The organism is Erwinia sp. AnSW2-5 (genome assembly GCF_045107195.1).
GTDB lineage: Bacteria > Pseudomonadota > Gammaproteobacteria > Enterobacterales > Enterobacteriaceae > Erwinia.
In genome coordinates this window covers 94,872-121,532 of sequence record NZ_JBJGXA010000002.1, presented here as the reverse complement: position 1 = coordinate 121,532, position 26,661 = coordinate 94,872, and the positions used below count along the sequence as shown (strand labels likewise).

The following is a 26,661-nucleotide window of genomic DNA, read 5'->3' as shown; positions in this document are numbered from 1 at the left end:
GGAAACGAGAATGCCAGTATTGCAGATTCGCCAGGGTATCTTCCGCCTGAACGATACCCGGGTGCTTAACCTGAATGACCTGACCCTGACCGCCGGTGAAAGCTGGGCGGTTGTCGGCGCTAACGGCAGCGGCAAGTCCTCACTGGCACGCGCCCTCTCCGGTGAACTGCCCCCCTCAAAAGGCAGCGTGACCAGCCAGTTTCAGCGCCCCATCCGTTTGTCGCTGGAGCAGTTACAAAAACTGGTTGCCGATGAATGGCAGCGTAATAACACTGATTTGCTGAGTGCCGATGAAGACGATACCGGCCTCACTGCCAGTGAAATTATCCAGGAAGCGGTACGCGATAGCGTTCGCTGCCAGCAACTGGCCGCTCAGTTTGGTATTGAGCACCTGCTAACCCGCCGTTTTAAGTACCTTTCGACCGGGGAAACCCGCAAAACACTGCTCTGCCAGGCGCTGATGGCGCAGCCCGACCTGCTGATCCTCGATGAACCCTTTGACGGCTTAGATGTGGCGTCACGCGCCAACCTGGCCGATGTCCTTGGTGGCCTGCAACAGCAGGGATTAACCGTGGTGCTGGTGCTTAACCGTTTTGATGATATCCCTGATTTTATCGATCGGGTGGGCGTGCTGGCGGAATGTACCCTGACCCACACCGGGGAACGCCAGGCCATTCTGGCGGAGGCGCTGGTGGCACAGCTGGCGCACAGTGAACAGCTGGCGGGAATGATGCTGCCGGAAGCCGATGATGCCAGCGCGATCCCGCGACTGGCAGAGGACGCACCGTTGATCACGCTGCGCGATGGCGTGGTGTCTTACAACGATCGACCCATCCTGCACCGTCTCAGCTGGCAGGTGGAACGCGGCCAGCACTGGCAGATCACCGGCCCTAACGGTGCCGGAAAATCGACGTTACTCAGCCTGGTCACCGGCGATCATCCTCAGGGGTACAGCAACGATCTGACGCTGTTTGGCCGCCGTCGTGGCAGCGGGGAAACCATCTGGGATATCAAGCAGCATATTGGCTATGTCAGCAGCAGCCTGCATCTCGATTATCGCGTCAGCAGCAGCGTGCGCAATGTGGTGATTTCCGGCTATTTTGACTCCATCGGGATTTATCAGGCCGTTTCCGACCGGCAGCAGGCACTGGCAAAACAGTGGCTGGCGCTGCTGGGCATGAGCGGCGCGGTGGCGGATTCGCCTTTCCACGATCTCTCCTGGGGCCAGCAGCGGCTGGTACTGATCGCCAGGGCGCTGGTGAAACATCCGGCGCTGTTGATCCTGGATGAACCGCTGCAAGGCCTGGACCCGATCAACCGCCTGCTGGTACGCCGCTTTATTGATGTGTTGATTGGTGAAGGTCGCACTCAGCTGCTGTTTGTTTCGCACCACGCGGAAGATGCGCCGCAGTGTATTACCCATCGGTTGAGTTTTGTTGCCGATGGCGAGGGGTATCGGTACACGCAGGAAACGTTGTAACGCTGGCTTTTCGGGGCGATCGGAAAAAATGATCGCCCCCACGCATGGTGTAACCGCTACCATTATTTATCCCACCCCGCCTGATAATTCTCCAAGTCCGCACTATTTTTATTGATACTTAGGAATATTCAACTTGTGTAAACGATTCCATTTATACAGACTTGATCACGCTTTCAGCGCGAACATTGTGCTATTTTCCTTTGCAGTTCAGAAATGCATAAAACAGGTTATCAGGACTCAACATGCAGAAATTTAATCCGGTAGATCACCCTCATCGCCGTTATAACCCGCTGTCCGATCAGTGGATTCTGGTTTCCCCTCACCGTGCCAAACGACCATGGCAGGGCGCACAGGAAACACCGTCGCAGGAAAAACTGCCTGCACACGATCCCGACTGCTTCCTTTGCCCGGGAAACACCCGCGTCACCGGGGATAAAAACCCCGATTACACCAGCACGTACGTTTTCACTAACGACTTCGCGGCGTTGATGACAGACACCCCGGATGCGCCAGAAAGCGACGATATCCTGATGCGCTGCGAGAGCGCACGCGGGACCAGCCGGGTGATCTGCTTCTCACCGGATCACAGCAAAACGCTGCCCGAGCTGACGCTGGCAGGCCTGGTCGATGTGGTGAAGACCTGGCAGGAGCAAACCGCCGATCTGGGCCAGCAGTATCCCTGGGTACAGGTGTTCGAGAACAAAGGCGCCGCGATGGGCTGCTCTAACCCGCACCCGCATGGACAGATCTGGGCCAACAGTTTTCTGCCAAATGAAGCAAAACGCGAAGATGATCTGCAACGGGCGTATTTTGCAAAACACGCCTCACCGATGCTGGTTGATTACACCACGCGCGAGCTGAACGATGGCAGTCGTACCGTGGTGGAAACCGAGCACTGGCTGGCCGTGGTGCCGTGGTGGGCCGCCTGGCCGTTCGAAACGCTGCTACTGCCGAAAGCCCACGTGAAACGTCTGCCCGACCTGAGCGATGCACAACGTAGCGATCTGGCGCTGGCGCTGAAAAAGCTCACCAGCCGCTATGACAATCTGTTCCAGTGCTCTTTCCCCTATTCCATGGGCTGGCATGGCGCACCGTTTAATGACGATGCCAATGACCACTGGCAGTTGCATGCTCATTTCTATCCACCGCTGCTGCGTTCAGCGACGGTACGCAAATTTATGGTCGGCTATGAAATGCTGGCTGAAACCCAACGTGACTTAACAGCCGAGCAGGCAGCAGAACGTCTGCGCGCCGTCAGCGATATTCATTTCCGTGAGGCGGAATAACCATGAGCTTACAGACCGCGACCCAACAGATTTTCAGTACCGCATTCGGCTACGCACCGACCGACACGCTTCAGGCGCCAGGCCGCGTTAATCTGATCGGTGAACACACCGACTACAACGACGGTTTTGTGCTGCCCTGCGCCATTGACTACCAGACGGTGATCGCCTGTGCGAAACGCAGCGACCGTCAGGTGCGGGTGATTGCCGCCGACTACGACAATCAGCAGGATATCTTCTCGCTGGATGAGGCGATCGTCAGCCACCCGGACCAGATGTGGTCTAACTATGTGCGCGGCGTGGTGAAACACCTGCTGAAGCGGGCACCGGGTTTTGGCGGTGTCGATATGGTGATCAGCGGCAATGTGCCGCAGGGTGCCGGATTGAGTTCATCGGCGTCGCTGGAAGTGGCGGTCGGCACCGTGTTCCGTCATCTGTACGAACTGCCTCTGGACGGCGCCGCCATCGCGGTAAACGGCCAGGAAGCAGAGAATCAGTTTGTTGGCTGTAACTGCGGCATCATGGATCAGTTGATCTCAGCGCTGGGTGAGAAAGATCACGCCATGCTGCTCGATTGCCGTACCCTGGGCACGCGCCCGGTACCGATGCCATCCGATATCGCCGTGGTCATCATCAACTCCAACTTCCGCCGTAGCCTGGTGGGCAGCGAATACAACACGCGCCGCCAGCAGTGTGAAGCTGGGGCGCAGTTCTTTGGCGAAACCTCGCTGCGTGATGTGGAACTGAGCCAGTTTACCGCGCAGCAGGATCAGCTTGATCCGCTGGTGGCAAAACGTGTTCGCCATGTTCTGACTGAAAACGCCCGGACCCTTGAAGCCGCCGATGTCCTGGCGCGCGGCGATCTGGCGCGCATGGCCGTGCTAATGGCAGAGTCGCACGCCTCAATGCGTGATGACTTCGAAATCACCGTGCCGCCTATCGACCAGCTGGTTGAGATTGTCAAAGCAACGCTTGGCGATCGCGGCGGTGTGCGCATGACCGGCGGTGGTTTCGGCGGCTGCATCGTGGCCCTGATGCCGTTTGATCTGGTGGATGAAGTCAAAGCCGCCGTGGCAGAGCAGTACGAAGCAACATCCGGCATTAAAGAGACCTTCTACGTCTGCAAAGCCTCACCAGGAGCGGGCGTATGCTAACCTCAAACTCTCACGCGCCTGATGGGCAACCGTGGCGTATCACCACCCTGCGCAATAGCAACGGGATGGTCGCAACGTTTATGGACTGGGGCGCCACCTGGCTCTCTGCCCGCGTACCGATGGGCGATGGTCACGTTCGTGAGGCGCTGCTCGGCTGTGCCACGCCATCCGACTATCTGCAACAGAGCGCTTATCTGGGCGCAACGGTGGGCCGCTATGCCAACCGCATTGCCCAGGCGCAGTTGCAGCATGACGGCCAGCGCATCGCACTCACGGCCAATCAGGGTGCGCATCAGTTGCACGGAGGCCCGGAGGGCTTCCACAATCGTCGCTGGCAGATTGTCTGCCAGAGCGACAGCGAAGTGGAATATCGCCTGGACTCTCCCGATGGCGATCAGGGGTTTCCTGGCACGCTGCTGGTGTCGCTGCGCTACCATCTGGACGACGACAATATGCTGTCGATTCATTACGACGCCACCGTGGATAAAGCCTGCCCGGTTAACCTGACGAATCATGCTTATTTCAATCTGGATGCAGAACACGGCGACGCGCGTCAGCATCGTCTGCAGCTGAATGCCGATCATTATCTGCCCGTCGATAGTGAAGGGATCCCCAATGCGCCGCTGAAAGCCGTAGCAGGGACCAGTTTTGATTTCCGCCAGGCAAAATCGATCGCCCAGGACTTCCTGAGTGATGCCGATCAGCAGACGGTAAAAGGCTACGATCACGCTTATCTGCTCAATGACAGTGCGGCACAGCCCGCTGCTACGTTGTGGTCTGCCGACGGCAAGCTGAAACTGAACGTCTTTACCAGCGCCCCGGCATTACAACTTTATAGCGGGAATTATCTGGAAGGCACTCCGGCTCGCGAGCAAGGCGTCTATACTGCTTTCCAGGGTATTGCGCTGGAGAGCGAGTTCTTACCTGACTCGCCTAACCATCCTGAGTGGCCTCAGCCAGACTGCTGGCTGCAACCGGGTGAATCGTATCAGTCGATAACGCGTTATCAACTGACTGTGGTTTGACAAAGCGCATGAAAATCGCGCATCGCGAGCGTTATGGACTTACGCGCTGCGCAGAATTCAGCTATGGTAATGCACATTAAAATTGCCGCGTTGTCGTCTCCGGCAGTTTACCGGTCACCATTATCATAGAAACGTAAAGTTATTAAGGAGTTAAGCTATGGCTGTAACTAAGCTGGTTCTGGTACGTCACGGCGAAAGCCAGTGGAACAATGAAAACCGTTTCACCGGTTGGTATGACGTTGATCTGTCAGACAAAGGCCGCACGGAAGCGAAAGCGGCCGGTCAGCTGCTGAAGAAAGAAGGCTTCACCTTCGATTTCGCTTACACTTCTGTGCTGAAACGTGCCATCCACACGCTGTGGAACATCCTGGATGAAGTGGATCAGGTGTGGTTGCCAGTAGAGAAATCCTGGCGCCTGAACGAGCGTCACTACGGTGCGCTGCAGGGTCTGGATAAAGCTGAAACCGCCAACAAATACGGCGACGAGCAGGTTAAGCAGTGGCGTCGTGGTTTTGCCGTGACCCCACCAGAGCTGGATCGTGCTGATGAGCGCTTCCCTGGCCACGACCCACGTTATGCGTCACTGACCGCTGAACAGTTGCCAACGACTGAAAGCCTGGCGCTGACCATCGATCGCGTGCTGCCTTACTGGAATGAATCTATTCTGCCACGCATGAAAAGCGGCGAGAAAGTGATCATCGCGGCCCACGGTAACTCCCTGCGTGCGCTGGTGAAATACCTGGACAACATGAGCGAAGAAGAGATCCTGGAACTGAACATCCCAACTGGCGTGCCGTTGGTGTATGAGTTCGATGAAAACTTCAAGCCTGTCAAACACTACTACCTGGGTGATGCTGACGAGATTGCTGCGAAAGCCGCTGCCGTTGCAAACCAGGGCAAAGCGAAGTAATCATTTAGCAATAAATGGTTCGCTGATATAAAAAAACCCGCCATCTGGCGGGTTTTTTATGCGCGTGTACGAATTAGCCGCGACGCGTTTTCACCGCATCTGCCAGCTGACGCAGCACGGTTTCAGTATCTTCCCAGCCAATACAGGCATCGGTAACACTTTTGCCGTAGACCAGCGGTTCACCGCTTTCCAGGCTCTGATTTCCTTCAACCAGATGGCTTTCAATCATCACACCAATAATCGCGCGATCGCCACCCGCAATCTGCTGTGCCACATCCGTTGAAACCTCCAGCTGCTTTTTAAACTGCTTGCTGCTGTTGGCATGGCTGAAGTCGATCATAATTTGCGGATCCAGACCGGCTTTTTCCAGCCCGACTTTCACGGCGCTGACGTGGTGAGCGCTGTAGTTTGGCTCTTTGCCGCCACGCAAAATAATGTGACAGTCTTCATTGCCGCCAGTCTCAACAATCGCTGAATGACCGTATTTGGTCACCGACAGGAAGCAGTGAGGAGCACTGGCTGCGCCGATGGCGTCAATGGCGACCTTGATGGTGCCGTCGGTGCCATTTTTGAACCCCACCGGGCAGGAAAGACCGGAAGAGAGTTCACGGTGAACCTGAGACTCCGTGGTCCGTGCGCCAATCGCGCCCCAGCTCATCAGGTCGGCCACATACTGCGGGGTGATCATATCGAGGAACTCCCCCGCCGCTGGCAGGCCGCTGTCATTGATTTCCAGCAGCAGCTGACGTGCGATGCGCAGGCCGTCGTTGATCTGGAAGCTGCCATCCATATGCGGATCGTTGATCAGCCCTTTCCAGCCCACCGTGGTGCGCGGTTTTTCAAAATAGACACGCATCACCACTTCCAGCGAGTCACTCAGTTCTTCACGCAGCATTAGCAGGCGAGTGGCGTACTCTTTGGCTGCCACGGTGTCGTGAATCGAGCAGGGACCAATCACCACTAACAGACGGTCATCCTGCTTTTTCAGAATATGATGAATTGCCTGACGGGCCTGGGAAACGGTGCTGGCCGCTTTGTCCGTAGCAGGGAATTTTTCAAATAACGCAACCGGAGGTAAAAGTTCTTTTATCTCTTTGATTCTTAAGTCATCGTTCTGATAATTCATAATATTTCCAGGTTATTTCATTGCCGTACTGCACACCAGGCGCATCTCTTCCAATTTATCGCGACTCCCCAGCCCTGTAAATCGTATTACGTTGGTTAATTCCCCCTTAGATTTGATTTATCTCTGTCGTGAACTACACTTTTAATCGTTAACTCTTGCATTAAACGTATTTGTACCACTTACGATTCCACCCTGACCTTTCTACAGGATTTTATTCTGAAGATAATGAAATCGCGTAACTCACCGAATCGAGTTATTGAGTCAGGTCACATTCAATAATTAACGGAGCATAATGATGAATAAGTTTGCAATCGTATTTCTGACAGCGGCAATGACCCTGGGCTGCGCAGCAGCTATGGCTGACGACAGTGGCAATGGTTCAGCGAATGCAGCCGCAGATGCCGGTGCAGTAGCCCCAGGTTCTCATGAAAAAATTGCCCCAAATAACGTTAATAACAGCAAAATTAACACTAACGGCACGGGCACTCACAAAGATATGAAGCACCATAAAGGAATGAGTGCGGACGAAGTGAATAAGAACGCACAGTGTAAAGACGGTAAATGTCCCGACATGAACGCCAAGGTCGGTGATGGTGCGGATACCAAAACTGATGGTACCAGCCAGTAATTGGCCATAACGTCAGATTAATCAAAGGAGAGCCGATGCTCTCCTTTTTTCTTTCTCGTTTTCTTCCGCCATCCCTTCAGCTATCCTGAATCCCCTGTTTCACTTCGGAATTTTCCATGGCCACGTTGCTGCTGATTGACGATCATCCGCTGGTGCAGGTTGCGCTGGAAGCCGCACTGGTTCATGCCCCCTTTCCTCTGACCTTGCTGTCTGCTGAAAATCAGCAGGATGCACTGGCGTTACTGGACAGTCAGCGTGTCAGCCTGGTGATCCTCGATATTGGTCTGCCTGACAGCGACGGCCTGCAACTGCTCAAACGTATTAAACGACTCGCCCCCTCACTGCCAGTGGTGATCTACTCAGCGCAGGAAGAGCGTGTCTGGCCGCGTCTGGCAGAAGCGGCCGGGGCATCGGGTTTTGTCGCAAAACGCCAGCCGTTAAGTCAGCTGTTGTCAGCCGTCCTGGCGGTGTTGGGGGGGCAACGGGCCTTCCCTCCCCAGCAGCAGGATGAAAGGCTGCATGAAACGCTCACCGCTAAGGAGTTGCAGATCCTTGCCCTGCTGGCACGCGGTCACTCCAACCTGCACATCGCTGAGCAACTGCATATCAGCAACAAAACGGTCAGCACCCATAAAAAGAATATTATGGATAAAACCGGGGCACAGTCAGTGGTTGAGCTGGCGCAGCTGTGGCAGTCGCGCCAGTGATCGCCAGACAACTGCTGATTATCCTGCTGCTGTGTGTCAGTAGCGCCAGCGCCAGTCTGCGGCCGATCAGCAGTATTGCCCTGCCGCAGGAAATGATGCCGCTGGCCTCGCCTGCGTCAGAATCGCTCAAAAACCTGCGTGTTGGCGTGCTGGTTGGCAGCAGTTCGCCGTGGAATATGGTGGTGGGTAACGATCTTTACGGCATCAATGCCGACTATCTGGTGGCTTTGCAGCAGACCAGTGCTCTGAGTATGAACGTGCAGGGCTTTAACCATCTGCCAGAGATGCTGGATGCGTTACAGCAGGGGAAGGTGGACGTGTTGTTCGGCGTGCCTCAGCACCCTTTGCCACCCGGCATCAGCGCCACGCAGCCCTGGTTTAGCAGTCCGCTGCGTATCTATCGTAATCGTAACAATCTGCGTCCGGTGATGTTTAATTCCAGCGAGGCGCGCATCAGCGTCAGCCGTGACACGCTGGCGCGGGTCAATCCCACCTTTGTCCAGCAGCATCGCTGGCAGATTGTCGACAGCGATGTGCAGGCACTATCAGGGTTGCTGAATCAACACAGTGATTATGTGGTCGCTGATGAAACCAGCGCGGGCTTCCTGCTTGGTCAGTTACAGCAGGGTGAAATCTACCAACTGGCCTCCCCTCTGGATCCGGGTGTGTTGCAGATCAGGGCAATGACCCGCAGCCCGGCACTGACGCAGCAGCTGGACAGTGCGATACGCCAGCTACCGATGGAAGTGGTGAACGGCATCCAGGGGCGCTGGAGCAGCGCACTGCCGCGCTATCAGGACAGTAATACCGCCCGCCTCACCCCGATGGAACGTAGCTGGATTGCCCAACATCCGATGATTATCTACGCCGCCGTCAGTGACGATTATCCGTGGAGCTATCGCAATGCCAGCGGTCAGCCTGCCGGTTACAGCGTGGATCTGCTCAACAGCATTGGTCAGATCACCGGATTGCGCTTTCAGCCCTACTGGGTCAGCAATGCACAGCAGGCGGGTACGCTGGTTGCGCAGGGCCGCGCCCTGATCCAACTGACGTTACCGCTGACGGGCAATGATGCCATGCTGAATAATACGCAGCCCGTCTGGCGCGCGTTGTGGGGCGTTTATGTTCGTCCGTCGGAACAGAGCATCAGCAGCTGGGCAGATCTTAGCGGCAAACGGGTTGGCGTGAAGCGCGGTGATATAGCATCCCGTCTGTTGCCTGCGGGCAGCGTGCCTCAGGTGTTCGATGACACCACCCGCCTGTATGACGCGCTGGCCAGTGGTCAGATTGATGCGCTGGTGGACAATGTGCTGTCGGCTCGCTGGCGTATCCAGAGCCGTTATATCAATACGCTACAACTGGCGTTTACCGCCAGCGATACCGCCTGGCCGATTACCCTGGGCATTGCCCCTGACCAGCCGCTGCTGCGCGCATTACTGAACAACAGTCTGCAACAGATCCCGGCGGAGAGCTGGCAGCGGCTGCGCGAGAACTGGAGCAGCACACCAGAAAGTTTTGATGACGGCCATCAGGGAGCCATGCGGCCAATATCGCTGTTTGTGCTGGTGGCGGCGCTGTTTGCCATTGTCTTCCTGCTGATCCTGCTGCTGAGACGCTATATTGATCAGCGCCGCGAACGTCAGCAGCGGCAACGGCTGGAGCAGGAACGTGAAGTGGCCCAACGGGAAAACCGGATGAAAAGCCAGTTTCTGGCAACCGTCAGCCACGAGCTGCGCACGCCGATGCAGGCGGTGCTGGGACTGCTGGAACTGGAGCTGGCGCAACAACCTCAGCGCCATAATTTATCGCTGATCTATAGCAGCGCTGCCAGCCTGCTGACGTTGCTCAACGATCTTCAGGATCATGCCAGGGTGGAGAACAACAGCTTCAGCCTGGTGCCACGCCCGCTGGAACCGGAGAACTGGCTGAAACGTTTGGCTGTTTTTTACCCTCCTCTTATTCGTCGTAATGGCCCGCAGCTGAAAGTCAGTGCATTAACGACGCTGCCCGCCTGGGTGCTAATTGATGGTGAGCGCCTGCAACAGGTTGCCAATAACCTGATGGGAAATGCGATTAAGTTTACTCCGCAGGGCGAAATCAATCTGACGCTTGCCGCCCTGGAGGAGCCGCCCCGGCTCTGTCTGCGGGTCACTGATACCGGCAGCGGCATTCCTCTGGCCGAGCAGCAGCGGTTGTTTGAACCCTGGTATCAGACGCCTTCCGGTCGTCAACTGTCGGTGCAGGGCAGCGGGTTGGGATTATCTATCTGCCGTGAGATTGTCAGCCGCATGGGCGGAACGATTGATCTGCAATCGGCACCCGGCGAAGGCACCTGCGTCAGCGTCACGCTGCCGTGGCAGGTGATCAATCCGCCAGCCTATACCGCGATGCAGGAGCGCCCTGTCGCGCCCATGACCCACCATTTACGTGCGGCGATTATCGATGACCATCCGACCAACCTGCTGGTGATGCAGCAACAGCTGGCTCACTGCGGCATTCAGGCTGACACTTTCGGCGACGGACGCGCGCTGCTGGATGCCGCGAAACACGCACAATGGGATTTGCTGTTTATTGACTTCAGCATGCCGCACCCGGATGGCCTGACGCTGGCAAAAATCCTGCGCCGCAGCGAACGTCATCAGTCGCATCGCACGCGCATTGTGCTCTGTTCCGCCGATGCACAAATTCTCAACCATCCGCAGGCGCAGCAGGTTGCTGACCACCTGCTGCTCAAGCCCGTATCTCTCGCGGATATCGCAGCACTGTTGCAGGCCGATGCGCCCGATTTGTTCGCGGATATTGCCCAACGTCTGAACCAGCTTGCCCATCATGATGCCCACTATTTTCAGCGTCTGTGCCAGACGCTGAGTGATACATTAGCGCGCGATGTTGAAGCCATGACCCAGGCCGCTTCCGCTGAGGCATGGCCTGCACTGGAAAAAGCGGCTCATCGGATGAAAGGAAGCTGGCTGCTGCTGGGTTATAGCGAAGGTGAACGGCTTTGCCAGCAGATCATTCAGGCGGCACAAAACCATCAGCCCCCTAAATCTGCGCTAACTTTATTGATATCATTAAGCGCTAAGCTATTAACTCAACTGGAATCTTATGGCTCATAACCACGGTGAAACCGACACCAATCGCTCCCGTTTGCTCGCCGCTTTTGCGGTCACAGCCATTTTTATGGTGGCGGAAGTCGCGGGTGGTCTGATCTCAGGCTCGCTGGCACTGCTGGCCGATGCCGGGCACATGCTCACCGATGCTGCCGCGCTGCTGCTGGCGCTGCTGGCAACCCAGTTGTCCCGGCGTAAACCCACGGCGCAGCACTCGTTTGGCCTGTTACGTTTAACCACGCTCGCCGCCTTTGTGAATGCTATCGCTCTGCTGGTCATTACCGTTCTGATTGTCTGGGAAGCCCTGGTTCGTTTCTGGCAACCACAGCCGATTGCGGGTGGCATGATGCTGATCATTGCTATCGGCGGGCTGTTGGCGAACCTGCTGTCGTTATGGCTGCTGCGCAGCGGCAGTGAAGAGAAGAATCTGAATGTGCGGGCCGCAGCACTGCATGTCCTTGGCGATCTGCTGGGTTCAGTCGGCGCCATTGTTGCCGCGCTGATCATCATGCTAACGGGCTGGACGCCCATCGACCCTATTTTGTCGGTTCTGGTGTCGTTACTGGTATTGCGCAGCGGCTGGGCATTGATGAAAGAGAGCGGCCGCGAATTACTGGAAGGTGCGCCACGGGATATTGACACAGACAAACTGCAACGCGCGCTGGTCCGCAGCATTCCTGAAGTCCGTCACGTGCATCATGTGCATTTATGGCAGGTGGGGGAGAAACCGGTGATTATGCTGCATGTTCAGGTGATCCCGCCGCGGGATCATGATGCCCTGCTGCACAGCATTCATGATTATCTGCGTCAGCACTATCACATTGCGCATGCGACGGTGCAGATGGAGTACCAGCAGTGTGAACACAGCGACTGTAATTTGCAGCAGAGCCAGGGCGGCGGCGCGCATCATCACCCTCATTGATTGTTGATGGCCAGGGCGGACCGAAACAGGAGGTCCGCCCCAATTCAGCTATCCGCGCTGGCGGGCGCTTTTCATCCACAGCCACGAACCGTTGAGGGCGATTAATGTCAGCACGACATATTCCAGCGCCATCGCATAAACCCCCTGGCGAGCGAAAATCATCACGCTGATCACATTGATAATCACCCACAGCAGCCAGTTCTCGACGTATTTACGTGTCATCAGCACCATCGCCGCAATCGACAACACCATCATGCAGGAGTCCCAGAACGGGAACGCATCCGGCTGTAGCTGCGGCATTACCACGTTCAGGCCCAGGTTGTGCATCAGCGAGACGGCGGTTTGCGTCAGGAAAGCAAATACCGGGTCGATATAGCGCGTCATCAGGGCAATCGCCACGACGATCGCAGCGCCCCAGCCGAGCAGTTTAGGCAGCGGCAGCCAGCGTATTTTCAGCGCCTGCTGATTATCACTGGTTTGTCGGCTCCAGGCGTACCATCCGTAAATATTGGCGACAAAGAAGAACAGTTGCAGCAGCAGGCTGGCATACAGCTGGATCTGGAAGAAGATCACCGCAAACAGGGTGACGTTGATCAGGCCAAACGCATAGTTAGCGATCTTTTCAAGGCTGGCCAGCCAGATGCACAGCAGGCCAGCAAGGGTGCCGATCGCCTCGATCCACGACAGATCGTAGCCGCCCTGCCCCAGAGGGATGTGAACCAGAATATTCGAGGTGCTAAAAAAATCCATATTAGAGAGTCCTGAGATTTTATAAATTAAGCGTTACCCTTAATTTTTAATTTAAGGTCTGCGGCAAAGGTTAGCATACGATTCAGCGGGATCAATGCGGCTTCACGTAGCGCATCATCTACAAAAATTTCATGTTCGCTACCGCCCTGCTCCAGACCATCGGCAATCGCTTTCAGGCCGTTCATCGCCATCCACGGGCAGTGAGCGCAGCTGCGACAGGTGGCACCTTCGCCTGCCGTTGGGGCTTCCAGCAACTCTTTGTCCGGGCACGCCTGCTGCATTTTGTAAAAAATACCGCGATCGGTGGCAACGATCATCTGCTTGTGCGGCATGGTCTGCGCAGCATGGATCAGCTGACTGGTGGAGCCAACGGCATCGGCCAGATCGACGATCGCCTGCGGCGATTCGGGATGCACCAGCACCGCCGCATCCGGATAAAGCATCTTCATGCGTTGCAGTGCCTGCGTTTTAAACTCGTCGTGAACGATGCAGGCCGCCTGCCAGCAGATGACATCTGCGCCACTTTTGCGCGTCACGTACTGTCCAAGATGACGATCGGGTGCCCAGATGATTTTCTCTCCGAGGCTATCGAGATGCTCAATCAATTCCACGGCAATACTGGAGGTGACAACCCAGTCGGCACGGGCTTTTACTGCCGCCGAGGTGTTGGCGTACACCACCACGGTGCGGTCAGGGTGAGCATCACAGAATTTGCTGAATTCCTCGATCGGGCAGCCGAGATCGAGTGAACACTCGGCCTGCAGGGTCGGCATCAGAATGGTTTTTTCCGGGCTGAGGATCTTGGCCGTTTCGCCCATAAAACGCACCCCGGCAACCAGCAGAGTGGAAGCGGAGTGCTGGCTACCAAAGCGCGCCATCTCCAGGGAATCGGAGACGCAGCCGCCGGTCTCTTCCGCCAGGGCCTGAATTTCCGGATCGGTATAATAGTGAGCGACCATGACCGCATCACGCTCTTTCAGCAGGCGTTTGATTTTTTCACGGTAAAACTGTTTTTCATCAACAGATAAACGTGCCGGTTTTGGCGGGAAGGGATAAACGGCAGATTCGGGATCAAACATCAGGCTCATAAGGCAACTCTCGTTTCTTCAACTTAACCGAATTAACGTAGAAGGCCCATCTGGTGCCAACTCTACGGCTGGTTTGTTTTATATGCTAAACACGATAGCTGAAAAATGAACCTGTGTCGCCGGATTTTTAACTTTTGCCTCAGGATGTGATGGCAATCATCAAAGGGCTTCTTCCGCCCACAACTGTCCCCCTTCAAGGCGCAGTAAAAAGGCTTTGGTCTCCAGGCCACCGGCAAATCCGGTCAGTTTACCGTTGGCCCCAATCACCCGGTGGCAAGGCGCAATAATGGAGAGCGGGTTTCGGCCATTTGCCGCACCCACAGCGCGGACAGCAGTGGGATTGCCGATCTGTTGGGCAATTTCCCCGTAACTGCGCGTTTCACCAAAGGGGATGGTGACCAGCGCCGCCCAGACCTGCTTCTGAAACTCCGTGCCGATAAAATCCAGCGTCAAGATAAACTGCTGACGATGGCCTGCAAAATACTCGCGCAGCTGTCGTTCTGCTTCCAGCAGGGTTGCGTTCTGTATATCTTCCAGCTGCGGCCTGAAGCGCACACGTTTGGGATCATCATTTTCCCACAGAACGGCAGCGAGTCCCTGTTCGGTCGCCACCAGTTTCAACTCGCCTACCGGGGAGTGCATCATTTTATACCAGAAAGCCATCTTCCCTCTCCTTCTCTGTCTGGGGTACGCGCTATTATGCCCTGGTGATGACACATCGCTGGCCGTTTTCGGACATCAGCACAGAATAATGTTGTGTCCGAAAACGGCGAGTACCGGATGTGCTAAACGCCTAATCTGATGTGAATTCTGTGCGACAGGACATAACGATGATTGACCCAAACTCAGCTTACCGCGCCCTCACCTCACGCGATGCGCGTTTTGACGGCGTATTCTACGTTGGTGTGACCTCAACCGGCATTTATTGTCGTCCGGTTTGCCCGGTAAAGGCACCACGCGCCGAGAACTGCCTGTTCTTTGACAGTGCTGAAGCGGCAGAAAAAGCCACCTTCCGGCCCTGCCTGCGCTGCCGACCTGAGCTGGCTCCCGGCCATGCACCTGTTGATAACAGTCAGCGCATTGCCGAGCGGCTGATGCAGCGTATAGATGAAGGGATGATTGAGCAGGTGGATAGCCTGGAAGAGATCGCTGCCTGTTTTCATCTCAGCCTGCGTCAGCTTCGCCGTATTGTGCAGAAAGAACTGGGCGTTTCGCCACAGGAGTTGCGTCAGACCCGGCGATTGCTGCTGGCAAAGCAGTTGTTGAGCGAAACACACCTGCCCGTCACGCAAATTGCCTTTGCCAGTGGATTCTCCAGCCTGCGGCGTTTTAACGCGGCATTCAGCAGCCAGTATCGTATGCCCCCTACGCATTTACGTAAGAACATGAAGATTGCAGAGGGCGGCATCGACAGCAATGACACCTCAACGCTGCAACTGAGCTATCGCCCTCCTTATGACTGGGAAGCGATGCTGGCCTTCCTGCGCCGTCGTGCGCTACTGGGCGTGGAGAGTGTGGATGATAGTAGTTATGCCCGTACCGTGCGTCTGGGGCCGCATAATGGCTGGATTAGAGTGACGCAGCGCACAGAGAAAAATATGCTGCAGGTTGAGTTCACGCATTCACTGAATGCTGTTTTGCCTGTGCTGCTGCGCCGATTGAGAAATCTGTTTGACCTCAATGCCCGCCCTGACCTGATTACACAGCATCTGGGGCAGGACCCGCAGCTACGCGACTCGGTGCTGGCGCATCCCGGATTACGGGTTCCCGGTGCGTTCGACGGTTTTGAGATGGCCGTGCGTGCGATTCTCGGCCAGCAGATTACGGTGAAAGCCGCTGCCACGCTGGGCGGGCGCTTCGCTACGGCGCTGGGGGAAGAGATCACCACACCCTTTGCTGAACTGACACGCCTTTCCCCCCAGCCAGCCCGAGTGGCGCAATGCAGTATTGATGAGATCGCCCGCCTGGGGATTGTCAGTGCCCGCACCCGCTGCATCCTGGCGCTGGCGGAGCAGTGCGCGCAGGGGAAACTGCAACTGGATATCGCCAGCAACCCCGACGATACGATAGTGCAGCTGTTAACACTGCCCGGGATTGGTGACTGGACAGCGAATTACCTCGCGATGCGTGCTTTACGCTGGCCTGATGCGTTTCCGGCTGGCGATATTGTCGTACGCAATAATCTCGGTGGTCTTAGCGTTAAACAAGCGGAGGATCGCTCACAGGCATGGCGTCCGTGGCGGAGCTATGCGGTGATGCATATCTGGCATGGCGGGAAGCTGAAATAGATCGGCTGCTGCTTCGGCACGGGACGACCGGAGAAAAAGGTCGTCCCCTACGAAAGAGCAAACGCACTGGCTCAAATCGCAGATAGCAAAAAGGCGCCTTTAGGGCGCCTTCTTACATTGGTGGGTCGTGCAGGATTCGAACCTGCGACCAATTGATTAAAAGTCAACTGCTCTACCAACTGAGCTAACGACCCGATATGGTGGGTGATGACGGGCTCGAACCGCCGACCCCCTCCGTGTAAAGGAGGTGCTCTACCAACTGAGCTAATCACCCATATCAGAACTGCTGCGCTTGCTTATCTCTTTTTATTTGAGAGGGTGGGTCGTGCAGGATGACTTCGCCCTTCGGGCCGTTGCTGAAGCAACGTTGTCTCGCTTTCGCTCGACTCGAACCTTTTACGGTTTTCATCCTTCACGGTTTACACCGTTCACTATTTTGAGATGGTGGGTCGTGCAGGATTCGAACCTGCGACCAATTGATTAAAAGTCAACTGCTCTACCAACTGAGCTAACGACCCGCAATGCGGTAATGCTTTACTGGTTACTGCTTACTACTTTGAAGTGGTGGGTCGTGCAGGATGACTTCGCCCTTCGGGCCGTTGCTGAAGCAACGTTGTCTCGCTTTCGCTCGACTCGAACCTTTTACGGTTCTCATCCTTCACGGTTTGCACCGCTTACTACTTTGAAGTGGTGGGTCGTGCAGGATTCGAACCTGCGACCAATTGATTAAAAGTCAACTGCTCTACCAACTGAGCTAACGACCCGATATGGTGGGTGATGACGGGCTCGAACCGCCGACCCCCTCCGTGTAAAGGAGATGCTCTACCAACTGAGCTAATCACCCATATCGTTACTTCAAAGCACGGCTTACACCGTTTAAAATCTACGCGTAAAACTTAATAGTGGTGGGTCGTGCAGGATTCGAACCTGCGACCAATTGATTAAAAGTCAACTGCTCTACCAACTGAGCTAACGACCCACTTTTGTGCTGCTGGCGTCTCTTAACATATCCCCCGGCAACGGCGGCATATATTACTGATTTGAATTTCCAGCGCAACCACTATTTAAGGACAAGCTGTTCAACTGCTTAGGTTTCACGCGGTAAGACCATAATTCAGGCTAAAAAGAGCCAAAACGCACCAATTAAAGTGCGGCAGCGCGCTTCTGTGCCTGTTTAGCGGCTTCACTGTTCGGATACAGTTTAAGCACCTGCTGATAGACCGCTTTGGCTTTCGCCTTATCGCCTTTTTCCTGCATGATCACCCCAACCTTCAACAGCGCATCTGCGCTCTTCGGTGATTTAGGGTAATTTTTGACAACCGTCGCAAAATAAAACGCGGCGTCATCTTTTTTACCTTTGTTGTAATTCAGCTGACCGAGCCAATAGTTCGCATTAGGCTGGAAAGTCGAATCCGGGTATTTCTTCACAAAGGACTGAAATGCTGCGATAGCCTGATCGTACTGTTTTTTCTCCAGTACCAGCGCCACTGCCGCATTGTAATCGGTATTCGCGTCCCCAGTTTGGGTCGGGGCAGCAGCGGCAGCAGGAGCTGCTGCCGCTGCATTGCTGCCATCAGAGGACGTATCGGCAGCTGCCGCACCCGCACCTGACGCGGCCGCTGCACCGGCGTTTGCACCACCGCTGCTGAGACTGTCAATCTGCTGGTAAAGTCCTTTCTGACGTTCCACAACCTGATTCAGCTGATAGCTGTTTTCCTGAATTTGACCACGTAGTGAGTCAATATCATTTTGCGTTTCGGAAAGTTGCTGCTGAAGTTGCTGGAGGAGTTGTGCCTGAGCATTAGAAATACGCTCAAGTGTAGTGACACGGTCTTCAACCGAGCCGGAGCCAACGTTACTGATTGTTGCCTGGGCATTAGCGGCCCAGGGGGCCGCTACGCCAACCAGTAACGACAGACTCAACAGGTGAGTTCTGAAGCTACTAATCATGTGATTCTCTTAGTAAACCAGTACTGCACGACGGTTTTTAGCATAAGCTGATTCGTCGTGACCCAGTACTGCAGGTTTTTCTTTACCGTAAGAAACGATAGAGATCTGGTCAGCAGAAACGCCTTTACCCTGCAGGTACATTTTAACAGCTGAAGCACGACGTTCGCCCAGGGCGATGTTGTATTCAGGTGTACCGCGCTCATCCGCATGACCTTCAACAGTCACTTTGTATGATGGGTTGCTACGCAGGAAGTTAGCGTGCGCATCCAGCATCTGAGCGAAGTCAGACGCGATGTCATACTTGTCCAGACCGAAGTATACGATGTTGTTTTTCTGCAGTTCTTGCATCTGCAGACGTGCCTGCTCATCAGAAGACATGTTACCGCTGTTCATGCCGCTGTTAGAACCGTCACCAAGACCGCTAGTCTGGTCGTTGTTGTTGTTCTTGTGAGAGCTACATGCAGCCACTGCGATTACTGGCAGTGCCAGCAGTAAGCCTTTCAGCACTTTGTTCAGTTGCATTATTTAATTCCTATTATAGTTTGCCATACATATTTACACATGCATCACAGATACGGCGACCAGGCAGGAAATTTGACCTGTCCATCAGTTGCCGGAAGACGCGCTTTGAAACGCCCATCCGTCGAAACCAACTGCAATACGGAACCCATACCCTGAGTAGAGCTGTAGATTACCATTGTGCCGTTAGGTGCGAGACTTGGCGTCTCATCCAGGAACGTGTCCGTTAATTGTTGAACGGCTCCCGTTACCAGATCTTGTCGGGCGATATGTTGAGCACCGCTATTGGTGCTGACCATCACCATTGATTTGCCATCAGAGCTGACGTCTGAGTCCTGGTTCTGAGAACCTTCCCAGGTGATACGTTGTGCTGTACCGCCGCTTGCGCTGATTTTATAAATTTGTGGACGACCTGCCTGATCGGAGGTGTAAGCCAGGCTCTGGCTATCCGGGAACCAGGTCGGTTCGGTGCTGTTATAACGACCATCAGTGATCTGACGAATCTGACCAGAACCAATGTCCATCACGTACAGATTCAGGCTACCTGTTTTCGATAACGCAAATGCCAGTTTGCTGCCATCTGGGGAGAAGGCTGGCGCACCGTTGTGACGTGGGAACGAAGCAACCTGCCTGATCGCGCCATTAGCCAGCGTCTGGATAACCAGCGCAGACTTACCGCTTTCAAAGGTCACGTAAGCCACTTTGCTGCCATCTGGAGACCAGGCTGGTGACATCAGTGGTTCGGGTGAACGATGCACAACAAACTGGTTGTAGCCATCGTAATCAGACACGCGCAGTTCATACGGGAACTGACCGCCGTTGGTCTGCACCACGTAAGCAATACGGGTACGGAATGCCCCTTTGATGCTGGTCAGTTTTTCAAAGCTTTCATCACTGGCCGTATGCGCCGCATAACGTAACCACTGTTTTGTCACTTTGAACTGATTCTGCGCCAGCACAGCACCTGGGTTAGCCGAGGTATCGACCAACTGGTAGGAAACGGTATAGCTGCCGTCAGCACCTGGCTGAACCTGGCCTACGACAACGGCATCAATACCCAGCGCGCTCCATGCAGCGGGCTGCACTTCTGCAGCAGTGGTTGGCTGCTGTGGTAAACGTGAACGATCGATTGGATTGAATTTACCGCTGTTACGCAAGTCAGCAGCAACGATACCGCCGATATCTTCCGGCGCTGCACCCGGGCCATCCCATTTAAACGGCACAACACCGATAGGACGCGCGGAATTCACACCCTGAGTAATTTCAATGCGAACTTCTGCATGCGCAACCGCGACAAACAGCATTAAAAAACTCAGCGCTACACGAAATGCCTGCTTCATTCTTTCTCCCTTATCCGGGCATAGCACCCACGATAATTAGCCTTGTATCAAGAAACCTAAGAGTACGGCATGCAAAACATAGTTCAACATGCCGCTTATGACCGAATTCTTACAGTTTAAACTCGACTGTCGCTTCTTTCACCGCCTGCCAGACATCCTGAGTGGGCGGTTTTGGAATTTTCGCAGTGCGAGCAGCACTTAACGCGGCCTGACAGAGCGCAGCATCACCACCGGCCGTCGTTGCTGAAATCAGCAGTCCGTCCGGTGCCAGTTTGATGCGGATATCGCAGGTTTGTCCTGCGAACGTATCCGCATTATACAATTTACTTTGAATCGCGCCTTTAACCTGTCCCAGGTAGCTGTCAATAGCAGCACCCGATGCACCCGATTTCTTCTGAGTCCCCTGCCCGGCAGCACCGCCACCACCGGCGGCATTACCCGACTTCGGCGCATTTTTACCCGAGGTCAGATCACCCAGTAAGTTACCGACATCGCCCGACTCTTTCGCGGCTTCAGCGGCGGCTTTCTTCTTGGCTGCGGCATCGGCTTTGGCTTTCGCTGCGGCGTCTGCTTTCGCTTTTGCAGCCGCTTCGGCTTTTTCTTTCGCCGCGGTCGCCGCTTTCTCTTTGGCTTCTTCTGCTGCTTTTTCTTTCGCCTCAGCGGCCGCCTGCTCTTTGGCTTCCTGAGCGGCAGCCTTCGCATCGGCGGCCGCTTTCGCATCGGCTGCGGCTTTGGCTTTCGCATCAGCGGTAGCTTTGGCTTTTGCATCCGCTGCCGCTTTCACTTTAGCGGCTTCAGCAGCAGCCTGTTTTGCTTCCGCTTCGGCTTCTTTTTTCGCATCAGCTGCCGCTTTCTTGGCTTCTTCTGCGGCTTTTTTCTGTGCATCCGCAGCAGACTTGGCCTGGGCATCTGCCTGGGCTTTCGCATCGGCTTTGGCTTTTGCCGCCGCCGCTTCTGCCTGTTTCTGCTCCTGCTGTGCCTGCTTCGCCGCATCTGCAGCCTGCTTCTGCTCGGCGGCCGTATCTGCCGCCTGCTGTTTGGCGTCTTCCTGCGCCTGCAGTCGTTCTTTCTCGATCTGTTTCAGTCGTTGCTGTTCAGCGGCCTGCTTCTGCTGCAACTCTTCCGCCTGCTGCTTAGCCTGCTTCTGACGCTGCTGCTCGGCACGTTTGCTGTCGCTCTGCTGATTTTGCTGACGATTGTACTGTTCTACGACCGCGCCAGGATCGACCATGACTGCATCAATATCGCTACCGCCACCGCCGCCGCTGGCGTCGATGTTCTCGTCAAACGAACTCCATACCAGCACGGCCACCAGAATAATGTGGAAGATGACTGATATTGTTATCGCTCGTTTTAACTTTTCGTCTTGCTCGGTTGCCTTCGACACTCTCGGTTCCCAAAAACGGTTCGAATGAATTAAATCGGCTGCGTCATTAATCCGACAGACTTCACGCCTGCCTGATGCAGCAAGTTCAGCGCCTTGATGATTTCCTCGTAAGGAACCTCTTTAGCCCCGCCAATCAGGAACACCGTTTTCGGGTTAGCCGTAATGCGACGCTGCGCTTCGGCCACCACTTGTTCCGCTGGCAACTGCTCCATCCGATCGTGATCGACCACCAGGCTGTACTGCCCGACACCCGCGACTTCAACAATCACAGGAGGATTATCATCGCTGGAGACGGTTTTAGAATCTGTAGCGTCCGGGAGATCGACTTCCACGCTTTGAGTGATGATCGGCGCCGTTGCCATGAAAATCAGCAACAGCACCAGCAGCACGTCCAGCAACGGAACAATATTGATCTCGGACTTGACGTCGCGGCGACCGCGACCACGCCTTCTGGCCATGCTAACCTCCGACTTACTTGCTTACGTCGCTAGAGAACGCCTGACGATGCAGGATAGCCGTGAACTCTTCCATAAAGTTGTCGTAGTTCTGCTCAAGTTTGTTCACACGCTGCGTCAGGCGGTTGTAAGCCATAACGGCAGGGATGGCGGCAAACAGACCGATTGCAGTCGCAATCAGTGCTTCAGCAATACCCGGTGCCACCATCTGTAAGGTGGCCTGTTTCACCGCACCCAGCGCGATAAAGGCGTGCATAATCCCCCATACCGTACCAAACAGACCAATGTAGGGGCTGATGGAACCGACGGTACCCAGGAAAGGTATATGGTTTTCCAGCGCTTCCAGTTCACGGTTCATGGAAATACGCATGGCACGCGTCGCCCCCTCCACGACCGCTTCCGGCGCATGGTTGTTGGCACGATGCAGGCGGGCAAACTCTTTAAAGCCCGCATAGAAAATCTGCTCAGAACCGCCCAGCTCATCGCGACGGGCCTGGCTTTCCTGATAGAGACGAGACAGTTCGATACCGGACCAAAACTTATCTTCGAAGGCATCTGCATCACGTGTGGCCGCATTCAAAATACGGGTCCGCTGAATGATTACAGCCCAGGAGGCGATAGAAAATCCGATCAATATCAACATGATAAGTTTGACCAGAAGGCTCGCCTTCAGGAACAAATCAAGAATGTTCATGTCAGTCACTGCTTGAACTCCGCGACAATAGACTTGGGAAGCGCTATCGGCTTCATTAGATGTGGATTGATGCAGGCGATCAGGACCTCTGCTTCATTGAGCACACGGCCTTCTGCATTAACGATGCGTTGTGCAAATGTCATGGTCGTTCTGGTCATGCCAATGACCTCGCATTGCACCTCGAGCATATCGTCGAGACGTGCAGCTGCAAGGTAATCAACCGTGATACGACGCACGACAAAGGCCACCTGCTGTTCCAGCAGAACCTGTTGATTGAAATGGCGCTGGCGCAGCATCTCAGTTCGCGCTCGTTCATAAAAAGCGACATAGCTGGCGTGGTAAACCACACCACCGGCATCAGTATCTTCGTAATAGACACGCACCGGCCATCGAAACAGCGTTGTACTCACTCTACATCCCGGTAATGCTAACGTTGGTACAGGAAAACGTTGCTACTATACGCAAGAGCTAACCTATTGGGAATGGGTTGCCAGAGGCTGACGAAAATAATTATGCCAGCGTAACAACTTCACTAAATTCAGCACATTTGTTAGACAAATACTGACATAAACGTAGCTAAACGAAGCTTCAGAGACATTCTTTGGGGCGAGAAGAAGAAGAGAAAAACAGAGGGGCAGATAAATCCGCCCCTTTGTGCGATCAGAGGAAGAAGAAACCGACACCACTCAACGCAATCAACAGTGCAGGAAGTGGCGAGAAAAATCCGCGCCAGCGTAGACGACGCGGGCGGAAACCCACGCCGTGAATCACGCCAGTGCAGACCGCCCACATCAGCAACAGTCCCTGCCAGATAGCCAGCTCACTGCTGTTCGCGGCAAAGCGCGATGGGTTCCAGAACATGCACCCTGCCAGCACCAACGCAGCCACCAGGGAAAGAGCCCTCAACGGGCCCTTATCCATCAGTTGATAGAGACGAGCGATGCCCTCCCCCATTACAGTTTCTCTTTACTCGCAGCGCCTGCTTCAGCTTGTTCCAGCGCCAGCGCCGTAATAATACCGAAGGCACAGGCCAGCAGCGTGCCAAGGATCCAGGCAAAATACCACATGATGACACTCCTTCCTTAGTAGAGAGAATTGCTGTTACTTTCAATGTGTTCTTTGGTCACGCGACCGAACATTTTGTAGTAACACCAGGTTGTATAAGCCAGGATTAGCGGCACGAAGATCACCGCTGCCACTGTCATCACTTTTAGCGTCAGTAATGTCGACGTAGCATCCCACATTGTCAGACTGACGTTTGGCACCGTGCTTGATGGCATAACAAACGGGAACATTGCCACACCGGCAGTCAGAATAACGCAGGCCATTGTCAGGGAAGAGAAGATGAACGCCCATGCGCCTTTTTCCAGTCGTGAACACAGGATGGTCAGTAGCGGCAGAACGACACCCAGCGCCGGGATCGCCCAGAGAATCGGCGCATTATTGAAGTTCACCATCCAGGCTCCAGCCTGACGGCTGACTTCTTTCACCAGCGGGTTCGATGCACCGTTATGATCCAGTGCCGACGTCACCACGTAACCATCAATGCCGTACACCACCCAGACACCGGCCAGTACGAAGCCGACCATCATCACCAGAGCCGTGATCTGCGCCGTGACACGAGCACGCAAGTGCAGCTCACCCACAGTACGCATTTGCAGATAGGTCGCCCCCTGAGTCAGGAACATCATCAGGCTGACGATACCGGCCAACAGACCAAACGGATTCAGTAACTGGAAGAAATTACCGGTATAGAACAGGCGCAGATCGGTATCGATATGGAACGGCACACCCTGTAACAGGTTGCCAAACGCCACACCAATGACCAGCGGTGGAACGAAGCTACCGATAAAGATCGCCCAGTCCCACATACCCCGCCAGCGCGGATCTTCAATTTTCGAGCGGTAATCAAAGCCTACCGGACGGAAGAATAAAGAAGCCAGCACCAGAATCATCGCCACATAGAAACCCGAGAAAGCGGCAGCATAGACGGTCGGCCAGGCAGCAAATAACGCACCACCAGCGGTGATCAGCCAGACCTGGTTACCATCCCAGTGCGGGGCAATGCTGTTGATCATCACGCGGCGTTCGGTATCGTTACGGCCAAGGATGCGCGATAGCACCCCTACCCCCATGTCGAAACCGTCAGTGATCGCAAAGCCGATACACAGGATGCCAATCAGCAGCCACCAGATAAAACGCATTAGTTCATAAGTTAACATTTGTGGACTCCTGTCTTAGCGTGCCGGCTGCGAGGCGATGCTGGACTGTTCATAGTGATAGCGTCCGGTCTTCAGGCTGCTTGGACCCAGGCGGGCGAACTTGAACATCAGGTACATTTCAGCCACCAGGAACAGGGTATACAGGCCACAAATCAGCCCCATAGAGAACAGCAGGTCGCCGACGGTCAATGATGAGTTCGCCACAGCGGTTGGCAGAACTTCACCAATCGCCCAAGGCTGACGGCCGTATTCCGCCACAAACCAACCTGATTCGATAGCAATCCACGGCAGCGGAATCCCATAAAGCGCGCATTTCAGCAGAAGTGGGCATTTACCAATGCGATTACGAATAACGCTCCAGAATGACAGCCCGATAATCAGTAACATCAGCACGCCACTGGCGACCATGATACGGAAGGAGAAGTACAGCGGGGCAACGCTCGGGATCGAGTCTTTTGTGGCTTTCTGAATCTGCGCTTCGCTGGCATCCGTCACCTTATCGGTATAGCGTTTCAGCAATAAGCCATAACCGAGATCCTGTTTCGCTGCGTTAAACGCGGTTCTGACAGCAGGATCCTGATTGCCGGTACGCAACTCTTGCAGCAGCTCGTAGGCTTTCATCCCGTTACGGATGCGCACTTCATGCTGCTCCATCAGCTCTTTCAGGCCGGTGACCTTTTTGTCGACAGAGCGGGTAGCGATCAGGCCCAGCGCCCAGGGGATCTGGATAGCATATTTATTCTGCTGTGCTTGCTGGTCTGGAATACCAAACAGCGTAAACGCTGCGGGTGCTGGCTGCGTTTCCCACTCGGCTTCAATCGCGGCAAGTTTGGTTTTCTGCACATCACCCATTTCATAACCCGATTCGTCACCCAGTACGATGACCGACAGGATAGCCGCCATGCCGAAGCTGGCCGCAATAGCGAATGAACGCTTGGCAAATGCAACGTCACGACCACGCAGCAGGTAATATGCGCTGATACCGAGAATAAACATCGCGCCGCAGGTGTAGCCTGCTGCAACGGTATGCACGAATTTAACCTGCGCTACCGGGTTCAACACCAGCTCGGAGAAGCTGACCATCTCCATGCGCATGGTTTCGAAGTTAAACTCGGAAGCCACTGGATTCTGCATCCAGCCGTTTGCCACCAGAATCCACAGTGCGGAGAGGTTAGAGCCCAATGCCACCAGCCAGGTGACTGCCATGTGCTGCACTTTCCCCAGACGATCCCAGCCGAAGAAGAACAGCCCGACAAAGGTTGACTCAAGGAAGAACGCCATCAAACCTTCAATGGCCAGTGGGGCACCGAAGATATCACCCACATAGTGCGAGTAATAAGACCAGTTTGTGCCGAACTGAAACTCCATGGTGAGCCCAGTTGCAACACCCAGGGCAAAGTTAATACCAAATAATTTTCCCCAGAACTTGGTCATATCTTTGTAGATTTGTTTACCCGACAGTACATATACCGTTTCCATAATGGCCAGTAAAAACGCCATACCCAGCGTTAATGGCACAAACAGAAAATGGTACATAGCAGTCAAAGCAAACTGTAATCGCGACAGTTCGACAATATCAAACATTTTGACTCCTTGCTCCGCAAGTGGGTTCCGGCAGAAGAA

Annotated in this window: 25 protein-coding genes, 6 tRNA genes and 2 other RNA genes; 10 read left to right on the top strand and 23 right to left on the bottom strand. The window is 54.7% G+C overall.

Annotated features, from left to right (window positions below):
• Window positions 1–10 precede the first annotated feature (10 nt).
• The 5 genes from modF to gpmA all read left to right on the top strand — a co-directional run bounded on the left by modF (window position 11) and on the right by gpmA (window position 5,852).
• Window positions 11–1,480 carry a molybdate ABC transporter ATP-binding protein ModF gene (gene modF / locus ACFL9S_RS02165; RefSeq protein ID WP_405260060.1) on the top strand — a complete coding sequence of 490 codons (1,470 nt, stop codon included), beginning with the start codon at window positions 11–13 and terminating at the stop codon, window positions 1,478–1,480.
• 242 nt (window positions 1,481–1,722) lie between these two features.
• Window positions 1,723–2,766, top strand: a complete 1,044-nt coding sequence (galT, locus tag ACFL9S_RS02160; RefSeq protein ID WP_405260059.1) for a galactose-1-phosphate uridylyltransferase — start codon at window positions 1,723–1,725, stop codon at window positions 2,764–2,766.
• Between the two features lie 2 nt (window positions 2,767–2,768).
• Complete coding sequence (gene galK / locus ACFL9S_RS02155; protein ID WP_405260058.1) at window positions 2,769–3,917, top strand: galactokinase; 1,149 nt, start codon at window positions 2,769–2,771, stop codon at window positions 3,915–3,917.
• Entirely contained in the window at window positions 3,911–4,942 is a 1,032-nt protein-coding gene (gene galM, locus ACFL9S_RS02150) for a galactose-1-epimerase (RefSeq protein ID WP_405260057.1), read from the top strand. Before galK ends, galM begins: the two co-directional genes overlap by 7 nt.
• Before the next feature lie 157 nt (window positions 4,943–5,099).
• The gene (gene gpmA, locus ACFL9S_RS02145) at window positions 5,100–5,852 is read left to right on the top strand and encodes a 2,3-diphosphoglycerate-dependent phosphoglycerate mutase (protein ID WP_105591107.1); all 753 of its coding nucleotides are present in this window, start codon (window positions 5,100–5,102) and stop codon (window positions 5,850–5,852) included.
• Window positions 5,853–5,925: 73 nt separating this feature from the next.
• On the opposite strand, the gene aroG is transcribed toward gpmA, so the two are convergent.
• Window positions 5,926–6,978, bottom strand: coding sequence for a 3-deoxy-7-phosphoheptulonate synthase AroG (gene aroG, locus ACFL9S_RS02140; RefSeq protein WP_405260056.1), 1,053 nt, complete (start codon window positions 6,976–6,978; stop codon window positions 5,926–5,928).
• Between the two features lie 292 nt (window positions 6,979–7,270).
• On the opposite strand from aroG, the gene ACFL9S_RS02135 reads away from it, so the two are divergent.
• The 4 genes from ACFL9S_RS02135 (at window position 7,271) to zitB (ending at window position 12,345) form a co-directional block, all read left to right on the top strand.
• Window positions 7,271–7,606 (top strand): YbgS-like family protein, encoded by a 336-nt coding sequence (locus tag ACFL9S_RS02135; RefSeq protein WP_405260055.1) that lies wholly within the window; start codon window positions 7,271–7,273, stop codon window positions 7,604–7,606.
• A 116-nt stretch (window positions 7,607–7,722) separates the two neighbouring features.
• Entirely contained in the window at window positions 7,723–8,313 is a 591-nt protein-coding gene (locus ACFL9S_RS02130) for a response regulator (RefSeq protein WP_405260054.1), read from the top strand.
• A complete protein-coding gene (locus ACFL9S_RS02125) occupies window positions 8,295–11,429 on the top strand; it encodes an ATP-binding protein (protein ID WP_405260053.1) in 3,135 nt (1,044 codons plus the stop codon). The genes ACFL9S_RS02130 and ACFL9S_RS02125 overlap by 19 nt, the downstream gene beginning before the upstream one ends.
• Complete coding sequence (gene zitB, locus ACFL9S_RS02120) at window positions 11,419–12,345, top strand: CDF family zinc transporter ZitB (protein WP_405260052.1); 927 nt, start codon at window positions 11,419–11,421, stop codon at window positions 12,343–12,345. The genes ACFL9S_RS02125 and zitB overlap by 11 nt, the downstream gene beginning before the upstream one ends.
• 48 nt (window positions 12,346–12,393) lie before the next feature.
• Here zitB and pnuC read toward each other — a convergent pair whose 3' ends face one another.
• The 3 genes from pnuC to ACFL9S_RS02105 all read right to left on the bottom strand — a co-directional run bounded on the left by pnuC (window position 12,394) and on the right by ACFL9S_RS02105 (window position 14,846).
• The gene (pnuC, locus tag ACFL9S_RS02115; RefSeq protein WP_405260051.1) at window positions 12,394–13,095 is read right to left on the bottom strand and encodes a nicotinamide riboside transporter PnuC; all 702 of its coding nucleotides are present in this window, start codon (window positions 13,093–13,095) and stop codon (window positions 12,394–12,396) included.
• Window positions 13,096–13,121: 26 nt separating this feature from the next.
• Window positions 13,122–14,183 carry a quinolinate synthase NadA gene (gene nadA / locus ACFL9S_RS02110; protein ID WP_405260050.1) on the bottom strand — a complete coding sequence of 354 codons (1,062 nt, stop codon included), beginning with the start codon at window positions 14,181–14,183 and terminating at the stop codon, window positions 13,122–13,124.
• 159 nt (window positions 14,184–14,342) lie between these two features.
• Window positions 14,343–14,846: a methylated-DNA--[protein]-cysteine S-methyltransferase gene (locus ACFL9S_RS02105; protein WP_405260049.1), complete on the bottom strand. Its 504-nt coding sequence runs from the start codon at window positions 14,844–14,846 to the stop codon at window positions 14,343–14,345.
• A gap of 167 nt (window positions 14,847–15,013) precedes the next feature.
• Here ACFL9S_RS02105 and ACFL9S_RS02100 point away from each other — a divergent pair, with 167 nt between their 5' ends.
• Entirely contained in the window at window positions 15,014–16,471 is a 1,458-nt protein-coding gene (locus ACFL9S_RS02100) for an AlkA N-terminal domain-containing protein (protein WP_405260048.1), read from the top strand.
• A 118-nt stretch (window positions 16,472–16,589) separates the two neighbouring features.
• Here the strand turns inward: ACFL9S_RS02100 and ACFL9S_RS02095 are convergent.
• The 19 genes from ACFL9S_RS02095 to cydA all read right to left on the bottom strand — a co-directional run bounded on the left by ACFL9S_RS02095 (window position 16,590) and on the right by cydA (window position 26,622).
• Window positions 16,590–16,665, bottom strand: a tRNA-Lys gene (locus ACFL9S_RS02095).
• A gap of 4 nt (window positions 16,666–16,669) precedes the next feature.
• Window positions 16,670–16,745, bottom strand: a tRNA-Val gene (locus ACFL9S_RS02090).
• Window positions 16,746–16,787: 42 nt separating this feature from the next.
• Window positions 16,788–16,901: non-coding RNA, RtT sRNA (locus ACFL9S_RS02085), on the bottom strand.
• A gap of 12 nt (window positions 16,902–16,913) precedes the next feature.
• Window positions 16,914–16,989: transfer RNA gene (locus tag ACFL9S_RS02080), tRNA-Lys, on the bottom strand.
• 44 nt (window positions 16,990–17,033) lie between these two features.
• A non-coding RNA gene (locus ACFL9S_RS02075) (RtT sRNA) lies at window positions 17,034–17,147 on the bottom strand.
• A gap of 12 nt (window positions 17,148–17,159) precedes the next feature.
• A tRNA-Lys gene (locus ACFL9S_RS02070) sits at window positions 17,160–17,235 on the bottom strand.
• Between the two features lie 4 nt (window positions 17,236–17,239).
• A tRNA-Val gene (locus ACFL9S_RS02065) sits at window positions 17,240–17,315 on the bottom strand.
• A gap of 59 nt (window positions 17,316–17,374) precedes the next feature.
• Window positions 17,375–17,450, bottom strand: a tRNA-Lys gene (locus tag ACFL9S_RS02060).
• 164 nt (window positions 17,451–17,614) lie between these two features.
• Window positions 17,615–18,421 (bottom strand): cell division protein CpoB, encoded by an 807-nt coding sequence (cpoB, locus tag ACFL9S_RS02055; RefSeq protein WP_405260047.1) that lies wholly within the window; start codon window positions 18,419–18,421, stop codon window positions 17,615–17,617.
• Between the two features lie 9 nt (window positions 18,422–18,430).
• Window positions 18,431–18,943, bottom strand: coding sequence for a peptidoglycan-associated lipoprotein Pal (gene pal / locus ACFL9S_RS02050; RefSeq protein ID WP_405260046.1), 513 nt, complete (start codon window positions 18,941–18,943; stop codon window positions 18,431–18,433).
• A 44-nt stretch (window positions 18,944–18,987) separates the two neighbouring features.
• Window positions 18,988–20,280, bottom strand: a complete 1,293-nt coding sequence (gene tolB / locus ACFL9S_RS02045; RefSeq protein ID WP_405260045.1) for a Tol-Pal system protein TolB — start codon at window positions 20,278–20,280, stop codon at window positions 18,988–18,990.
• Window positions 20,281–20,389: 109 nt separating this feature from the next.
• Window positions 20,390–21,667 carry a cell envelope integrity protein TolA gene (tolA, locus tag ACFL9S_RS02040; protein ID WP_405260044.1) on the bottom strand — a complete coding sequence of 426 codons (1,278 nt, stop codon included), beginning with the start codon at window positions 21,665–21,667 and terminating at the stop codon, window positions 20,390–20,392.
• Between the two features lie 29 nt (window positions 21,668–21,696).
• Window positions 21,697–22,125, bottom strand: a complete 429-nt coding sequence (gene tolR, locus ACFL9S_RS02035) for a colicin uptake protein TolR (protein ID WP_062748479.1) — start codon at window positions 22,123–22,125, stop codon at window positions 21,697–21,699.
• Window positions 22,126–22,138: 13 nt separating this feature from the next.
• The gene (gene tolQ, locus ACFL9S_RS02030; protein ID WP_171148735.1) at window positions 22,139–22,816 is read right to left on the bottom strand and encodes a Tol-Pal system protein TolQ; all 678 of its coding nucleotides are present in this window, start codon (window positions 22,814–22,816) and stop codon (window positions 22,139–22,141) included.
• A gap of 5 nt (window positions 22,817–22,821) precedes the next feature.
• Window positions 22,822–23,226 carry a tol-pal system-associated acyl-CoA thioesterase gene (gene ybgC, locus ACFL9S_RS02025; RefSeq protein WP_405260043.1) on the bottom strand — a complete coding sequence of 135 codons (405 nt, stop codon included), beginning with the start codon at window positions 23,224–23,226 and terminating at the stop codon, window positions 22,822–22,824.
• 250 nt (window positions 23,227–23,476) lie between these two features.
• A complete protein-coding gene (gene ybgE, locus ACFL9S_RS02020) occupies window positions 23,477–23,770 on the bottom strand; it encodes a cyd operon protein YbgE (RefSeq protein WP_405260042.1) in 294 nt (97 codons plus the stop codon).
• A complete protein-coding gene (gene cydX, locus ACFL9S_RS02015; RefSeq protein WP_405260041.1) occupies window positions 23,770–23,883 on the bottom strand; it encodes a cytochrome bd-I oxidase subunit CydX in 114 nt (37 codons plus the stop codon). The genes ybgE and cydX overlap by 1 nt, the downstream gene beginning before the upstream one ends.
• 15 nt (window positions 23,884–23,898) lie before the next feature.
• Entirely contained in the window at window positions 23,899–25,038 is a 1,140-nt protein-coding gene (cydB, locus tag ACFL9S_RS02010; RefSeq protein ID WP_405260040.1) for a cytochrome d ubiquinol oxidase subunit II, read from the bottom strand.
• A gap of 15 nt (window positions 25,039–25,053) precedes the next feature.
• Complete coding sequence (gene cydA / locus ACFL9S_RS02005; RefSeq protein WP_405260039.1) at window positions 25,054–26,622, bottom strand: cytochrome ubiquinol oxidase subunit I; 1,569 nt, start codon at window positions 26,620–26,622, stop codon at window positions 25,054–25,056.
• Window positions 26,623–26,661: the final 39 nt, after the last annotated feature.

Excerpts from the sequence above, each read along its gene's own strand:
- nadA (WP_405260050.1), bottom strand. The coding sequence starts at position 14,183 with ATGAGCCTGATGTTTGATCCCGAATCTGCCGTTTATCCCTTCCCGCCA.
- cpoB (WP_405260047.1), bottom strand. The coding sequence starts at position 18,421 with ATGATTAGTAGCTTCAGAACTCACCTGTTGAGTCTGTCGTTACTGGTT.
- gpmA (WP_105591107.1), top strand. The coding sequence starts at position 5,100 with ATGGCTGTAACTAAGCTGGTTCTGGTACGTCACGGCGAAAGCCAGTGG.
- modF (WP_405260060.1), top strand. The coding sequence starts at position 11 with ATGCCAGTATTGCAGATTCGCCAGGGTATCTTCCGCCTGAACGATACC.
- ACFL9S_RS02105 (WP_405260049.1), bottom strand. The coding sequence starts at position 14,846 with ATGGCTTTCTGGTATAAAATGATGCACTCCCCGGTAGGCGAGTTGAAA.
- cydX (WP_405260041.1), bottom strand. The coding sequence starts at position 23,883 with ATGTGGTATTTTGCCTGGATCCTTGGCACGCTGCTGGCCTGTGCCTTC.
- aroG (WP_405260056.1), bottom strand. The coding sequence starts at position 6,978 with ATGAATTATCAGAACGATGACTTAAGAATCAAAGAGATAAAAGAACTT.
- galK (WP_405260058.1), top strand. The coding sequence starts at position 2,769 with ATGAGCTTACAGACCGCGACCCAACAGATTTTCAGTACCGCATTCGGC.
- pal (WP_405260046.1), bottom strand. The coding sequence starts at position 18,943 with ATGCAACTGAACAAAGTGCTGAAAGGCTTACTGCTGGCACTGCCAGTA.
- galT (WP_405260059.1), top strand. The coding sequence starts at position 1,723 with ATGCAGAAATTTAATCCGGTAGATCACCCTCATCGCCGTTATAACCCG.
- galM (WP_405260057.1), top strand. The coding sequence starts at position 3,911 with ATGCTAACCTCAAACTCTCACGCGCCTGATGGGCAACCGTGGCGTATC.
- ACFL9S_RS02135 (WP_405260055.1), top strand. The coding sequence starts at position 7,271 with ATGATGAATAAGTTTGCAATCGTATTTCTGACAGCGGCAATGACCCTG.
- ybgE (WP_405260042.1), bottom strand. The coding sequence starts at position 23,770 with ATGGGGGAGGGCATCGCTCGTCTCTATCAACTGATGGATAAGGGCCCG.
- zitB (WP_405260052.1), top strand. The coding sequence starts at position 11,419 with ATGGCTCATAACCACGGTGAAACCGACACCAATCGCTCCCGTTTGCTC.
- ACFL9S_RS02100 (WP_405260048.1), top strand. The coding sequence starts at position 15,014 with ATGATTGACCCAAACTCAGCTTACCGCGCCCTCACCTCACGCGATGCG.
- tolQ (WP_171148735.1), bottom strand. The coding sequence starts at position 22,816 with ATGAACATTCTTGATTTGTTCCTGAAGGCGAGCCTTCTGGTCAAACTT.
- cydB (WP_405260040.1), bottom strand. The coding sequence starts at position 25,038 with ATGTTAACTTATGAACTAATGCGTTTTATCTGGTGGCTGCTGATTGGC.
- tolR (WP_062748479.1), bottom strand. The coding sequence starts at position 22,125 with ATGGCCAGAAGGCGTGGTCGCGGTCGCCGCGACGTCAAGTCCGAGATC.
- cydA (WP_405260039.1), bottom strand. The coding sequence starts at position 26,622 with ATGTTTGATATTGTCGAACTGTCGCGATTACAGTTTGCTTTGACTGCT.
- ACFL9S_RS02130 (WP_405260054.1), top strand. The coding sequence starts at position 7,723 with ATGGCCACGTTGCTGCTGATTGACGATCATCCGCTGGTGCAGGTTGCG.
- tolB (WP_405260045.1), bottom strand. The coding sequence starts at position 20,280 with ATGAAGCAGGCATTTCGTGTAGCGCTGAGTTTTTTAATGCTGTTTGTC.
- pnuC (WP_405260051.1), bottom strand. The coding sequence starts at position 13,095 with ATGGATTTTTTTAGCACCTCGAATATTCTGGTTCACATCCCTCTGGGG.